Origin of the sequence: Dyella silvatica, assembly GCF_026283955.1 — a bacterium.
GTDB lineage: Bacteria > Pseudomonadota > Gammaproteobacteria > Xanthomonadales > Rhodanobacteraceae > Dyella_C > Dyella_C silvatica.
On sequence record NZ_JAPDPE010000127.1, the window covers coordinates 1 to 15,164 of the forward strand.

Annotated in this window: 7 protein-coding genes and 1 pseudogene; 2 read left to right on the forward strand and 6 right to left on the reverse strand. The window is 58.6% G+C overall.

Going from position 1 to position 15,164, the window contains the following annotated elements:
• A partial coding sequence (gene phaZ / locus OUZ52_RS19320; protein WP_266160174.1) for a polyhydroxyalkanoate depolymerase occupies positions 1-796 on the forward strand: 796 nt, incomplete at its 5' end.
• Positions 797-862: 66 nt separating this feature from the next.
• Here the strand turns inward: phaZ and OUZ52_RS19325 are convergent.
• Both OUZ52_RS19325 and OUZ52_RS19330 read right to left on the reverse strand, forming a co-directional pair.
• On the reverse strand, positions 863-4,159 hold the full coding sequence (locus OUZ52_RS19325) for a TonB-dependent receptor (protein ID WP_266160175.1): 3,297 nt from the start codon (positions 4,157-4,159) through the stop codon (positions 863-865).
• 220 nt (positions 4,160-4,379) lie between these two features.
• Positions 4,380-5,888, reverse strand: a complete 1,509-nt coding sequence (locus tag OUZ52_RS19330) for a hypothetical protein (protein ID WP_266160176.1) — start codon at positions 5,886-5,888, stop codon at positions 4,380-4,382.
• Positions 5,889-6,389: 501 nt separating this feature from the next.
• Here OUZ52_RS19330 and OUZ52_RS19335 point away from each other — a divergent pair.
• Positions 6,390-8,171 carry a glucan ABC transporter ATP-binding protein/ permease gene (locus OUZ52_RS19335; RefSeq protein WP_266160177.1) on the forward strand — a complete coding sequence of 594 codons (1,782 nt, stop codon included), beginning with the start codon at positions 6,390-6,392 and terminating at the stop codon, positions 8,169-8,171.
• 369 nt (positions 8,172-8,540) lie between these two features.
• Here the strand turns inward: OUZ52_RS19335 and OUZ52_RS23065 are convergent, their stop codons facing one another.
• The 4 genes and pseudogenes from OUZ52_RS23065 to OUZ52_RS19350 all read right to left on the reverse strand — a co-directional run.
• Positions 8,541-8,738, reverse strand: coding sequence for a CPCC family cysteine-rich protein (locus OUZ52_RS23065; protein WP_425493889.1), 198 nt, complete (start codon positions 8,736-8,738; stop codon positions 8,541-8,543).
• Entirely contained in the window at positions 8,735-9,103 is a 369-nt protein-coding gene (locus OUZ52_RS19340; protein WP_266160178.1) for a hypothetical protein, read from the reverse strand. The genes OUZ52_RS23065 and OUZ52_RS19340 overlap by 4 nt, the downstream gene beginning before the upstream one ends.
• A gap of 983 nt (positions 9,104-10,086) precedes the next feature.
• The gene (locus tag OUZ52_RS19345) at positions 10,087-11,016 is read right to left on the reverse strand and encodes an RHS repeat-associated core domain-containing protein (protein WP_266160179.1); all 930 of its coding nucleotides are present in this window, start codon (positions 11,014-11,016) and stop codon (positions 10,087-10,089) included.
• A 202-nt stretch (positions 11,017-11,218) separates the two neighbouring features.
• Positions 11,219-15,164: pseudogene (locus OUZ52_RS19350) on the reverse strand (hypothetical protein); the annotation flags it as partial.

The window sequence follows — 15,164 nt, forward strand, 5'->3', positions numbered from 1 at the left end:
GCATGGCGCGTTTCACCTTGACGACTATGTCGCCTGTATCGAGCAGTTCATCCGCCATATCGGCGCCAAGAACGTACACGTGATTTCAGTCTGCCAGCCGACCGTGCCGGTATTGGCGGCGGTCTCGCTGATGGCCGCACGCGGCGAAGACACCCCGCTCAGCCTGACCATGATGGGCGGCCCGATCGAGCCGCGCAGCAACCCCACCGGGGTCAACAATCTCGCCACCACGCAACCGCTGAGCTGGTTCAAGGGCAACGTGATTCATACCGTGCCGGCCAACTACCCCGGTCACGGTCGCGAGGTATATCCCGGCTTTCTGCAACACGCCGGGTTTATCGCGATGAACCCCAGCCGCCACTTCAACTCGCACTGGGACTTCTATCAGGATCTGTTGCGCGGCGACCTGGACGATGCCCAGGCGCACCGCAAGTTCTACGACGAATACAACGCCGTGCTCGACATGCCGGCGGAGTATTACCTCGACACGATCAGCACGGTATTCCAGCAGTTTTTGTTGCCGCGCGGCCTGTGGGACGTCGCCGGCGAACGGGTCAAACCGAGCGCGATCAAGACCAGCGCCCTGCTCACCATCGAAGGCGAACTGGACGACATCTCCGGTCGCGGCCAGACCGAAGCCGCCCATGAGCTATGCAGCGGCATTCCAGCCAAACGACGCGCCCACAAGGTGATTGAAGGTGCCGGCCACTACGGTATTTTCAGCGGTCGCCGCTGGCGCGAAGTGGTGTATCCGCAAGTGCGCGACTTTATCCGGCAGTTCGACAGCGCCGCCTAAGCGCATGCATTGCGCCCGGTGCTCGCCACCTCGACCGAGGTGGCGAGCCCGAGGCAAAGCCCCTGATCAGAAGCTATAACGCAAGGTCGCCTGCACCGACCAGCGCGACTGCGCGCGATCGTCTTCCAACACGTAACCGCCACCGTTGAAGTTGCCGGATTTGTCGGTAGGCAGCGCGTAGACGTACTTGCCAGTAGCTGGATCGACGCCGGCAAAATTCGCCAGGCTGCGCATATACGGATAACCCACATCGCGCACCTGACCCCAACGTTTGTTGAGCAGGTTCATGACGTTGAAGATATCCAGACGCAGCTCGCCTTTGTTGCCTTTGAACAGGCCAGGAACCTCCTGGCGGAAGGCCAGATCCACTTCGTTGACCCATGGCGAACGCGCGCCATTGCGCTGGGCCACCGCGCCCTGGTGATCCTTCAAATAGTTCTCATGCTGGATAAACGCATAGAACTGATCGATGGCTTGTTGCGAGGTACCCTTCTGGAACTGCACATCGCCCGGCCGCGGGATATACATCAGCCCTGGCGGCGCCGATAGGCCGGGTGAGCGGATACCGTTGACGTCGTTGCCGAACACCCAGCTATAGGGCTGGCCGGTGTGACCGTCATAGAACGCGCTGATGCTGGTGGCATAGTCGCCGAAGAAGCGGTGCTGCCAGCTCAACGAGGCCACCACGCGACGGGCAATTTCAAAATTGCTATGCCCGGCGGTGTCGGCATTCGGGTTGTAGACGGCGTCATTGGCCCAGGTGCTGGCAGCGACTTTTTCATTGCCGGAGCTGACATCGGTGGAACGGCCGAACACCACGCCGAGCGAGCCGGACCAATCGGAGTCGGCGGTGAACGGACGGCTCAATTTCAGCGTCAGGTAGGTGGCCTGACCCTGCTTGGTATTGCTCAGGTAAATCACATTGCCGAACTGCGGATTGCGGTTGGCGCGTGCCGCCGCACAACTGCGATCCGCCGTTGCGCACAAGGCCTTGCCGGTCGCATCTTTGCCAGTGGCGAGATAAGCATTCGGATCAAGCGTGGTCCAGTAGCTCTGCCGACCATCCGGCAAGCTGCCGGTCGCCTTGCCCAGGTTCAGGTCCTGGAAATAAATGCCGTCGCGCGTGGACAGGTGCTCCACCTCGGCGGTGAATACGGTGTTCCACCACGGTAGCTGACGATCGAAGCCCAGGCTCATCTTCCACACCGACGGCATACGGAAGCGGCCATCGGTGACATCCACCTCCGGCGAGCCGCCCTTGCGCACATTCGCTGGGATCAACGGATTATTCGGGTCAGCCGAAAAGCCCTTGCCATTGGATGCCGAATAACTGGTCAGTGAGAGGCCGTTATTGGTGTATGGGTTAGATAGCCATACGCCGGGAGGTGCGCCCTCGGAGAGGCCAATGCCACCGCGCAACTGCATCGCGCGCTCACCGTCGAAGTTGTAGTTGAACGAGACACGCGGCTCGAACAAGCCATTGCCATCGATAGTCGCGTTGTTCGGCACACCCGGGAACGCGCTATTGAATGCCGGGTTCGCCAACGGTGCGGTGCCGACCTTGGGCAGGTCATAGCGGATACCGTATTGCAGCGAGAGGTTGCCGATCTGCCAGGTGTCCTGCACGAACGCGCCCCACTGATTCAACGTCCAGCGCGCCGCAATGCTTTGCAGATCGCCATTCGTCGGGCGGAACACGCTGTATTGAAACCAGTTGCCGCTAGCGAACGCATCGATACTGGGAAACACGTACGAACCGAATTCGGTGCGGCCAAACAAGTTATAAAACTTGTCGCGCTGGAAATCGAAACCCGCCTTGATGCTGTGATCGCCGACGCGCCAGGTACCGGCAAAGAAGCTGTTGAGGCTTTTGATACCGAGAATGTTGTAGTGGCGAAACTCTTCCTCACCCAGGTTCACGCTGGGGCCGGTGATGGTGCTGCCGCTGATATTGCCGTTGGTGTACACGCGCACCTGCGGCTGTTGCGCATACGGCGTCGGCGTGGCGTCGTACTTGGCATACGACACCGCCGCCTCGGTGGAGAAATCATCGGTCCAGGCGTCGTAGGCGTTCAGCACGTACTGCGTGCTTTCGCGCTTTTTGGTGAACCAGTAACTGGAAAGACTCAGGCTCGGCGCGGTCGAAGAGACGGCGTAGCCATTGAGGTTGGGCTGGGTGCTTTTCACATGGTCGTAGCGCAGGCTGAGACGATGGCCATCGGCGATATTCCAGTCCAGCTTGAACAGGCCGCGCTTCTCGTCCTGATTCGCGCCCGCCGCATTCACCACGCCCGGCTTCATGCCCAGGCCGTTGGCGATCTGAATGATGCGGTCGATATCGCCCTGCGCGATCGGCACGATATTGCCTTTGCCGGAACCGAGCGGGCCAAAGTTGGGCGCCGCGGCAATCGTCTTCGATTGCTCCAGGCTGGCGAAGAAAAACAGCTTGTCTTTAATGATCGGGCCACCAAACGTCGCGCCGCCGGTCCACTGCCGCTTGAAGCCGCTGAAGGTATTGCCGGAGCGATCCTCGCCGACCATGTCGTTGGCACTGCGATACACGTAATAGGTCGAGCCGTGGAAATCGTTGGTGCCGCTCTTGGTCACGATGTTGATATTGGCGCCGACCGCGCGCTTGTTGCTGACGTCGTAGTTCGCCGTCGAGATGTTGTATTCCTCGATGGCATCCAGTGCCACCGGCTGATTCAATGCCGGCAGGCCGTTGTCTTCCAGGCCAAACGCGTCGTTGGTGGGCACGGCGTCGATGGTGATGTTGTTGTAGCGGCTGTTCTGGCCGAGCGCGGAAATCTCGCCCTTGCTCTTGTTGGTGATGGTAATCATCGGGTCCAGGCGTGCGATGTCCTGGATCGAGCGATTCGGATTCGGCAGCACCTTCAACTCGCGCTGCGACACATTCGTGCTGATGCCTTTGGCATCCGGCTGAAAGATCTGTGCCATGGCGACCGTGGAGCTATCGGCGCGCACCTGCACACCCTGCAGATTGGTCGCGTTCGATGCGCCCGCCCCCAGGTTGAGATCGATGCTGCTCTCCTGTGCCAGCTGCAAATACACATCGTCCTTTTCGGCCGACGTTTCACCACTCTTGCTCACGGTGAGGTTGAACGGGCCGCCCACGCGCAGGCCCTGCGACTTGTAGCGCCCGTCGGCATCGGTGGTAACCACCTGGGTGGTGCCCGATGGCACGTGGACGATCTGCACCGTGGCCCCCGCCACCGGCTTGCCCGCCGCGTCGAGCACGCGCCCGCTCAATGACGATGAGGTGTTTTGTGCCCATGCCGTGCCAGCCATCAGTAATGAAGCAATGGCGAACGGCAGAATCCGTTCCCGCAGATTCCGTTTCATGTAGTTACGCTCCGCAATAAAAAACGAGGCGCTTGCGCGCCTCGTATGCAGTCATATCGACCAGAAATTAGCCCCTTGACGTCCGGCGTTAAGCGCAGACGACAGCGCAAATTCTAGTTGCTTTTTATTGCGGATCAGTGAAAAAACTTGCGCGTAACTGGCTTTGCAGGTTTCCCGCTCGCACCTCGGGTCGATGAGGTGCGAGCAGGCTCAGCGTTCTTCAGAACGCATAGACCTCGTTGGCGACCGGCGACGGGTTGCCCGAGGTATAAGCGGTACCGAAGAAGGCCAGGCCATTCGGGTTCTGCTTATAAGCCTGGGTCACGCTGGCATACGGGTCGGCATACAGCAGGCCGGAGCCTTCAGCGACGCCGGCGGCAAAACCCGCCATCGCCATGTTCGCCATCGAGGCACCCGTGGATGACGCCGAAACAGCGGTCACCGGCTGGGCGCTGGCACTGGTGCTCGGAGCTTCGTCACGAAAACCACGAGCATGCCCGTCGGCCGAGGTGTACACGCCTGCAACCGCACCGTTGTGGCTGATGCCACGCACCGAGCTGGCAATCGTCGACAACGGAATCGCAACCACGCTGGTTGCCGACGCCGCACGATAGCCGGCCAGGCGCGAGCTGGTCGCATTGTCGCAATCGGCAACCACATCGCCAGCGTCATCCAGACCCTGCGCCACGCAGTTGTGACCACCGGCCAAGGTGCCGATATCGCTAACGGCCGCTACGCGCGGGTCGCCGACATAGGCGTGCGCATAGTTGTCCGGCGTCAGATAACTACCGGTGATGACACCGGCATTGTTGATCTTTACCGCGATGCTCTGGTTGGCACGAATCACCTCGGTAGCCAGCACGCCATTCGCCGCCCACAGCACCGCGGTGCTATTGCCCGAAATGTTTTCGCAGGCACCAACCACGTCGCCCGCGTTGTTCACGTCGCGTGCCACGCAATGACCGGCGCGCAAGTCGTTCAATACCGTCGCGCGGTAGTCGCCGTTCTGCGAAGTCCAGCTGACGGCCACGTCGGTGGTGGTGCCGGCAACGCTGATCTTGCAATGGCCGACAATGGTCAGCGAAGCGGCGTCGTTGATCGCCAACGGCTCGCAACCCTGCACAAAACCCTGCTCAGCGCGGAGATTCGGCTTGTGCAAACGCACCGGCGCGGTGGCGCCCGGATTCCAAAGCACCGCCGTGCGCGAGCCGTGACGGCTTTCGCTGACACCGATGATGGCGCCAAGGCTGTTTACCGGGCCGGCAATCGCATTCACATCGACGCCCCAGCCAAGCTCGGTCGCCAACTGATTCTGCAGTCCGCGCTGGAAAGGCAGCAAGGTGGTCGGCGCCGTCGTGTAACCGCCGCTGGCATCCAGACTCCAGCGCACCGGCTGGCGGGTGCCGTTAGCGTCTTCGCACTGGCCGCTTATCGAGCCGTCGTCACCGATGGCGGCAACGATGCAGGGCTTGCCTGAAACCAGCACCGGCAAACGAGTCGGCGCGGCATCGCCGGAGTTCTGAAACACTGCGGTGGTGCGGCTCTGGCTGGTGCGGCTGCTGAGGCACTGGCCAATCAGCGTATGAGCGCTATTGATGCCGGTGGCCTCGCACGAAGCGCCACCCGGCAACACACCGATATCCACTACCTGGGCGTGCACCGGACCTGCCACCCACACGCCGCCCAGCAGGGCCAGCGTGGTCAAACTTGTGCGCAAAAGCATTTGCATAACACGATCCTCTCGGGGGAGGGAGGAAATACCCGACAGCAGCGCCCTCCTTCGCTGCTGTGCGATCTGAATCTTCTTGCTCAAAAACCCGACACCCACGCACAGCCGCACGGCACCCGCCGGAACCGGCAGCGCTGAGTGAGTTCAGCTACGAAAACGAAAGCCTCATCGCGTTACAGACGCGCTAATAAGCCCGCAGTGACAAGCCAGCTTCTCGGCTAACTTTGCAGTGGTGTCGACACACCGCTTGAGTCGCCGCAAAACATCGCATGGCCCTGCTACGCAACGATGACGCCTGTGTTCTAAATATTGCTACACACAGATGACGGCGACCGTCTGGGGGCTACACCGCAGTTTGATGATGGATAGCCATCCACGTTGCATCCAGGCTGGCGAAACCGTATGAACTTGCAGCCCGGCCATGCACCCGACCCGCCACGACGAGGTATCTTGCGAAGCAACACATGCGTCATGCGCCATCACCTTCCAGGGAGGCTTACTGTGTCGATTCTTCGCCTGTACGTGCGCGTGCTTGGACTGCTCGCGCCGGAACGCACGCTGGCCATCACCCTGGCCGTGGCCAACCTCGCGCTGGCCGGCGTGTTCTTTCTCGAACCGATGCTGTTCGGCAAGGTCGTCGACGCACTGACCTCGCAACCTACCCAGGCACCCAGCCTGATCGCACTGTGGGCCGTGGTCGGCTTCGCTGGCGTGCTGGCAAGCGTGTGGGTGTCATTGCATGCCGACCGTTTGGCACATCGGCGCCGGCTGGCCGCCATCAGCACGTTCTTCGAGCATGCCGCCGCCTTGCCGCTGGCGTTTCACGGCCTGCACCACACCGGCCGGCTCGCCCGCATCATGAATAACGGCGTATCCAATCTGTTCGGACTGTGGCTAAGCTTTTTCCGCGAGCATCTCGCCACCCTGCTGTCGATCCTGGTGATGGTGCCGATCGCCTTGTGGATCAACTGGAAGCTGGCCTTGCTGATGATCGCCTTGATGGCGAGCTTTGCCATATTCAACGCCATCGCCATCCACCGCACCCAGCAGGCGCAAGGCGAAGTGGAGGAGTTGCATCACGAGATCGCCACCCGCGCCGGTGACGTGTTCGGCAATGTCACCGTGGTGCAAAGCTTCACCCGGCTCACCGCCGAATCCATCGCCCTGAAAAACATGATGAAGCGCGTACTCGACGCGCAATACCCAGTGCTGAAAGGCTGGGCGATTCTATCCGTACTCAACCGCGCATCGAGCACGCTGACCATCGTCGCCATCTTCGCCCTGGGTACCTCGCTGCATGGACGTGGCGAAGTCACCGTCGGCGGCATTGTCAGTTTTGTCGGCTTCTCGATGATGCTGATCGGCCGCCTCGAACAATTCGCCAGTTTTATCTCCAGCTTGTTCTTTCAAACCCAATCACTGCGTGATTACTTCGCCGTACTCGACCACCACCCCACCATCACCGAACAAGCCGGCGCCACCGTACTGCCACGCGTACGCGGCGAGGTCGTCTTCGATCACGTCAGCTTCGGCTACGACAACGTACAACCCGCGCTGCACGACCTCAGCTTTCATGCGGCGCCCGGCAGCACGGTTGCCCTGGTCGGCCCCACCGGCGCAGGCAAAACCACCGCACTCAGCCTACTTTATCGCGCCTACGATCCGTCCGCCGGAAAGGTCACCATCGACGGCCACGACATCCGCACCGTCAGCCTGGAATCGCTACGGCAAAACATCGGCGTGGTGTTTCAAGACCCCGGCATGTTCTACCGCTCCATCCTCGACAACCTGCGCGTCGGCAAACCCGATGCCGAGCTCGCCGAAATCGAAACCGCCGTCGCCGCCGCCGAAGCGGCTACCTTTATCGCCCGCAAGCCCGAAGGCTTCGAAACCCTGGTCGCCGAACGCGGCCGCTCCCTCTCCGGCGGTGAACGCCAACGCCTGGCCATCGCCCGCGCCATGCTCAAAGACGCCCCTATCCTGGTGCTCGACGAAGCCACCAGCGCCCTCGACAACGCCACCGAGGCCCGCATCCAACGCGCGCTCGTCGCCCTTACCAAAGGTCGCACCACCTTCGTCATCGCCCACCGCTTATCCACCGTGCGCAACGCCGACTTGATCCTGGTGCTGGATCAAGGGCGATTGGTTGAGCAGGGGCGTTTTGAGGAGTTGGTACAGCGCGGGGGGCTGTTTGCGCAGCTGGCGGCGGATGGGAAATTTGCGCCGGATGCAGATACAGATGTGGATGATAAGGAAAATACAAATGAGCATAACGTGCATTAATTTCTTAACGATCAGCAAATGACTCTTGGATGACCATTTTTTACACTCGCACAAATCTCATTAACTGCATTCATATCAGAAATAAAATACACGCCAACAATAAACAAACAGTGTTTAATATTTATTCGCATAAGACATAACCAACAATACTAAAAATCCAACCCTTAGCATTCCTCAGAAACTAAAAATCACACGACCAAATAATATGACAAAAATTTCTTATATAAATCACTACAAATACGTAACAACACAGAAGTAACTCAACAGACGCGCCCCCAAAATTCTCAGCAGATCAGAATGAAACTTCAAAATCCCTCTGATTACCCTGCGCTACGACAGATGAAAAATTTTCACAACTCATTGCTTCATCTATCTTTTTAACCAAATTTCTCGAGCCTCATTTAGGCTAATACGATTTGCCCCACCGGCATAATCAGGGTCAGAAGATTGAGCAGGATCATCCTCCCAATTGCATACATCGCAAATTTCATATACCCCAGGCTCATCAATCGTCTTAGATCCACAGCAAGGGCAATAATACATGTGAGCCTCATCTTTCAAAGTCATTGCCGGTTCCAATAGTCAATGCCGTCTTGCGGCCTAAACATTGTACGCGGGGCACCACTTGCCGCACGTGAACCGAAGGTATTTGTAGCAGCATCGTAAATCAATGTGTCGCCATTAGATCTGACTTTAGTTAACGCCCCCGCTGGTGGGTATGTCAAAAAATTACGCGCACCCTCCACATATTCCTTTGCATTCTGGAACTCAGAAAATTCTCCTGCATGTTTCATCCAGTGCCCAAAAGCGTTTGCAACAGCTGACTTATTCTTTGTTGAGGACCACAGCGGAATTTTAATCAGGGATTCCGCTTCCTTTGCGCCCAAACTTTCGATCAGACCGTCACCAGGGATCAGCCCAACAATTGCCATCGACCATCCAAAATCACCGCACCCATCAAACAGATAAAGGGGTCAGCGACATTATCGATAACCATATTTTCTGGACAAGCTCGCGACCTAACCACGGCAACTCAATTCACCATCACCTCAATCGAAACGATGCCCATTCCTAAGACGAGCTAACGTTACACATCGTCAAATGCAATTTAAAGTCAACGCATAGTAAATCCGCCCCTTCTGTTAAGCCCGAAGGCTTCGGAATCTTCGTTGCCGATTGTTTAGGTGCATCTCTTTGCCACCCCAGCCGCTCCCATTCGCTCATTCCTTCAGAACACCAATTCGAATGAGAAACAGGAAGTTGGCACGATCACGACAAATCGTAGCCTGATGGATAGCGACATATGGGCCAAGACGACAATTGCTGTTCACGCACCACTTTTTTAGTATCTATTCGCAGAGGCCGCATTCTCAACAGACTGCTAAGGATCGCTCCCCGGTGAAAACAGTCCACGTTGACCGCGCAACTCGAACCCGCCACGCGAGCCCCCTACTGGCGAACTGTCGATTGACAAGACTCCACGCGAAAGCGAGTACGTGAAAGTGCCCCCCCCACGGCGACCGCCTGACCGAATTGACCTACAAGTTATGCGGATGACGTCGCCCTCTGTCTCACCAACGTTTTTGCAAGACAAGCCATGGTATTGCCACTGCTTCATCGGCATGGACTTGGGGATAACGATCTCCAACGGGCCGGTAAGGCAAAAGAAAACTTCGTTTCCGCAATCATCGTAATAACCACCAAACTCGGTAAGTATGGCATCAATGCGCACGTCGGACTTATCTTGGATACCGACGTAACGAGTAACGCGATTGATTACCACGACCCTGTTGTCGCCCGCCTCTTTCGCATCGTAGATATAGCCCTTGCTATTCTCAGCGCCATACGCAGAAGAGACTAGGAATGTAACCAAAGAAACAACGGTTATAACGCAGGATGCATTTGCTAACATGACTTATTTGCCTCCATCATAGAGTGCCTTGCTGGCTTCATTGTATGAATGCTGATGAAGGGTTTCGAATCCGGAGGGATTGGCCCGGTATACGTCGAACAAAACGCTTTCACCGGGAAGCATATGTATGCCTTCATGCACAAATGTTCTAGCCAGGTCGGTCTGTATGTTTGCCGTACCACCGCTGTGGTCGGTAGTTATCACATTCTTGAAAATCGTGGTCTGTGGCGTGTAGTCAAGGTGATATTTGCTGCTTGATCCCAGTCCACCGCCCAAGGTAGTCGCCCGCGCTGTCGAAGATTCCCCGCCCGTGACAACCGTAGCGCCGACAAGCCCTAGCGCAACCTTGCCGGCGTTCGCCTTGAAAGACACGCCTTTCACGGTTACTACGACGGTTGCATTGGGATGCGAGCTCAATTTATTGACCGCATCCGTGTAAGCCTTGTTCACCTTCTGAATCTGTTTGTCAGTGAATTTGCCCTCGTTTTTATCCACGTGGCACTCGTAACTTGTTGACGAGTCCGACCTTGCGCAAGTCGTTCCATCAGGGTCGATATTGACAATCGGATTATTGTTTACGTAGGAAAATCTATTGAAATCGAAGGGGTTGCCGGCATTGGGCGGCCTCGGATCCAGGCTCAGAAATCGCCCTGCCTCCGTGTCGTAGTAACGCGCCTGCATATAAACGAGATCCGTCTCTGGATCGTTCACATGCCCGGTATAGCCCGGCCCGTTGGGAGCGGTTCCAAGCACCTGGCTCCCATAAGGCCTGTAGTCGAATGTAGCAGTGATGTTGCCGCTAGCATCTGTCTCCGCCAGTGGTGTCCCCTGAGGATCGGTATACACATAGGTCACCGTGTTGGCTTGGGCAGCTCCCCACAGGAATAGGCCAGCGATAAACTGCAGACTTTTCAGAACGGATTGGCGCGTCATCTTGAGTTCTCGATCAGCCCGATGCGGCCCAAGCACTCGCATTTCGAGGCATGTACCAAAACGATGCTGCAGGGCAAGTAGTGAGCAGTTGAGTCGCTACCGAGATTCACGGATTTAGCAACAACTGTATTTATGACACCACCCCACAGCCCTAGTCCAAACATGGGCAAGGATAAACATCGGTTCAATAAGGTGATCATCTTCATTGGCTCCATGCCGAGCATCCCGCTGCATTGCATGCGCGAACTTGAACGGGGTACACCTCATCGGGATCGATAGGCATCTCCATCTCAACGATGATAAAGCTGGTAGCTAAGCCGCTATATAGCCCAGCCCCCGTGTCTTCCCGCCGCACTTCATAGCGCGTAGCTCCTGCCACCGCAGCCCATTCTGCTCGGTATCCACCCATTTTCTGATTGAGACGGTATTGGACCACTGCCACATCCGGAACAGCGGGGAGCCTTAGCACGCTGATCGTGCTTGCCGGACTCCATGACCCACAACCTCCAGCGTTACACGCCTGCACTCGATAGCCATAGGTGCCGTTACCCCGGCCACTGGCACCCCAGCTGTTGGCATTACTCGCCTGCACCGTGCTCCAGCCTCCACCATTGACCTGCTCCTGCAAGGTGTAACTGGCGGCACCGCTGACGCTGCCCCAGCTCACGCTGTAGCTACCAGTGTTGCTGCTGGCCGGTACCACCAGGCTCGGCGCGCTCGCGGGCGGTATCGTCACCACCACCGTCGTACTGATGGCGGAGGTACCGTTCCAGCCGCTGCTATTGGTCGCCAATGCATGAAGAGTGTAGTTACCTGAGACGCCGACGTTCACGGTGAAGCTGGTGGCTGTGCCACTGTAGACCAGCACCAAACTTCCGCCATTGAGACTTTGATAGAGCTGGTAGCCCGTGGCCGTCGGACTGACCGCCCAGCTGACCGGAATCGCGCCACTACTTGTTGCCGGCACACTGATGCTCGCGGGTGTGGGCGGCGGGAGCAGCACCGACGTGCTCTGCGTTGCACTCCATACGCCACACGCTGTGGCGGTACATACCTGGACGCGATAGCCGTAGGTGCCGTTACCTCGACCGCTGGTACTCCAGCTCGTCGCACTGCTCGCCTGCACCGTCGTCCAGCCGCCGCCATTGACCTGCTCTTGCAGGGTGTAGCTGGTGGCGCCTGCGATACCGCTCCAGTTCACGGCATAGCCGCCGGTACTGCTCGTCGCCGGAAGACTGATGGAGGCAAACGGCCCAACCGTCAGTGGGCTTACCCCCCATTTGTCAAACCACGCCACGCCCTCTTGCACGGGGATGTACTGCACCAGCCGACCGGTGCCCAAGACAACATTGGAGGGAAGCGAAATGGCGACCGCGGCATGCGTGCCAGGTGCGATGTCCGGAATCCCGGCCCGTGTGAGGTCATTGACGAGAAGCTGGCCGCTGCTATCGACCAGATGATCGCCCAGGGTCACCGGATAGGTACCAACGCTACTAAGCGTTACCGTGCCTTGATTATTGATATCGACCGTTGCGGTGATGGTTTGCGCATCGGCGGACAGGGTGGGAGCACCAACCAGGGTCAACGCCACCTTGACCTGACTGGTATTCAGGGGGCTGCTGGTGTTGCACAGATTTCCGGTTCCGGTCGTGGCACACGCCGAATAAGGGCCAATAAACAACGGCACGGTGCCAAAGGCATCAAACCAGGCAACACCTTCTTGTACCGGCAGCAGCTTGAGACGATTGCCCGTACTCAGAACATTGCTGGCAGCGGTGGTCAACGTCACGGCCGCATGAGCGCCCGGCAGAATATCCGGAATGTTCACGCGATCCAGGTTGCCGTTCACGATGTTCCCGGAGGCATCGACGATCTGATCCCCCAGGTGCACCGGATGGGTTCCCGATGATGTCAGCGTCGCCGTCCCCTGGTTGCTGACATCCACCGTGACGTTGATCTTCTGGCCATCGGCCGACAACGAGGGTACGCCCACCATGCTCAACACCACGTTGACTTGTGAAGGGGTCAATATCGAAGTATCGGTGGCCGCTTTGGCAATGAGTTTCTTGCCCAAGTAGATGTAGGCCGTGCCTGTCGTAATCGCCGCGTCGTACTGATACAGCAGCTGCCCGGCCTGGTTGTAAAAGTAATACGTCGAGCTATTACCGCTGGCCGGTGTCTTCAGCACCCGGCGACCACTGGCATCGTAGGCGTAGCTGTCAAAGCCCGGAATCTGCAGCAGCTGGTTCTTCGCATCGAAAACCAGCGCATTACCGTTCTTGGTGGTGACGTTGCCGCGGTTGTCGTAGAGGAAGCTACTGGTGGTCGTGGCGCCATTGGTGATTGAGGCCAGGCGATTGGTCGCATCGTAGTTGTAAGCGTAACTCTGCCCCGCACTGGTGCGGTTGCGGATGTTATTGAGCGGGTCGTAGCTGTAGCTCTCGGTGCCCCACAGGCCGTTGGCTTGGGCCTGGGTCAGGCGGTTGAGGGTGTCGTAGCTCAACACCTTGCTGCGCGGACCACCGGCCAGGTCGTTAATGGTGTTGATATTGCCGTTGGCGTCGTAGGCAAAGTCTTCGCTGAGATTGAGAGTGCCGCCCTTGGCGTAGGTAAAGTTGCTCAACAGCAGGCGCGCATTCTTCTGCACCAGGTAGTCGGTACCGTTGCCGTAGGTGAAGTGCTGCACATCGCCATCGGGAAAGTAGCTGATGCCGCTGGCGTAACTGCCGACCTGGGTCGGGCGGCCCAACGCATCGGGCGCGTAGTTGATCACCGTGCCATCGGGATAGCTCAGCGCGCTGAGGTTGCCGTTGCCGTCGTGGCCATAGCGCAGCACGTTGGCGCCGTTGCCGTTGACGCTTAAGGTCTCCACCGTCGGCAAGCCGAGCTTGTTACGAGTCACTGCCGAGGCGCTGATGCCGGAGGTGCTGGTGGCGAGATTGCCCAGCGGATCGTAGGCGTAGCTGGTGCTTTGGGTGCCGGCTGGGGGCTGCAGGGTCAGCACGCGATTCATGGTGTCGTAGGTGCGCTGGATCTTGGCCGCATCGGCGACCTGCTCCTGGCCGCAGCCCGTACCGCTGATCGACAGGCCCGCCGCGGTCCAGGCAACGTTGTTGGCGCCGTCGTAGGCGGTCACCTCGCTGCCGCTCTCCGGCTCGGTGGTGCGGCACAGGCGGTGGTAGCTGTCGTAGGTCAGCGTCTTGGTCACGGCCACGCTTTGCGTGCCGTAGAGGCCGGACTGGGTGATGGCCAGCGGGTTGCCGTAGACATCGCGGGTGATGGCCTGGGCAATCCCTTCGGGCGCCTGCACCTGGATCACCGCGCTATAGGACGGCTGATCGAACACCTGATAACTGGTCGTGGTGACATAACCCTTGGCATCGGTCAGCTGCTGGCGCGCACCGGACAGATACGCCGTGGTGGTGGTCAGCGTGCCCAGCTCGGACGCCTGCTGGGTTTGGGTCAAACGGCCCAACGCATCGTAGACACTGCTCGTGCCGCTGCTCATCGCGCCGAGGTCCGGGGCACCACTGACCGGATAAGAGACGAAGGTCTTCTGTCCCTTCCAGTCGTAGTCGGTGCGCGCGCTGATGTCCGAGTTGGCGGTGCCGTTGATCGCGGTATCGCTTAGCACCGGGCGCAGCATCGCGTCGAAGTAGGTGGTGGTCAGCGCATTACCCTTGGTGGTCAGGCGCCGCCAATGGCCGCCGGCGATGCCGCGCTCGGCACCGGTGACGAAGTTATAGCTGAAGGTCTTGGGTGCCCACGCCACTTCGTCACCGGCCGGATAGGTGATGCCGGCGATGCGCCCCACCGGATCGTAGCTGTAGCTGGTGGTGTTGCCGGCCTGGTCGGTAATGCTACCAATCTGGCCGAAGTCATCGACCACCAGACTCTGCGTAGTGCTATCCGGGTAGCCGATCGACTGCGGGATACCGCGCTTGTAGTTGCTCAGCGTGGTCGTGTTGTTGCGACCATCGGTGAAGCTGGCGAGTTGACCTTGACCGTCAAAGGTATAGCTCATCAAGGTTTGTCCGAAGCGAGCACGCGACTGCAAGGTGACGTTGGACAGGTTGTAGGTGTTGAGGCTTTCAGTCTCGCCGGTGGTGAGGTTATCCACTTGCACTGGCAGGCCCAGCACCCAATGC

Excerpts from the sequence above, each read along its gene's own strand:
- OUZ52_RS19325 (WP_266160175.1), bottom strand. The coding sequence starts at position 4,159 with ATGAAACGGAATCTGCGGGAACGGATTCTGCCGTTCGCCATTGCTTCA.
- OUZ52_RS19330 (WP_266160176.1), bottom strand. The coding sequence starts at position 5,888 with ATGCAAATGCTTTTGCGCACAAGTTTGACCACGCTGGCCCTGCTGGGC.
- OUZ52_RS23065 (WP_425493889.1), bottom strand. The coding sequence starts at position 8,738 with ATGACTTTGAAAGATGAGGCTCACATGTATTATTGCCCTTGCTGTGGA.
- OUZ52_RS19340 (WP_266160178.1), bottom strand. The coding sequence starts at position 9,103 with ATGGCAATTGTTGGGCTGATCCCTGGTGACGGTCTGATCGAAAGTTTG.
- OUZ52_RS19345 (WP_266160179.1), bottom strand. The coding sequence starts at position 11,016 with ATGACGCGCCAATCCGTTCTGAAAAGTCTGCAGTTTATCGCTGGCCTA.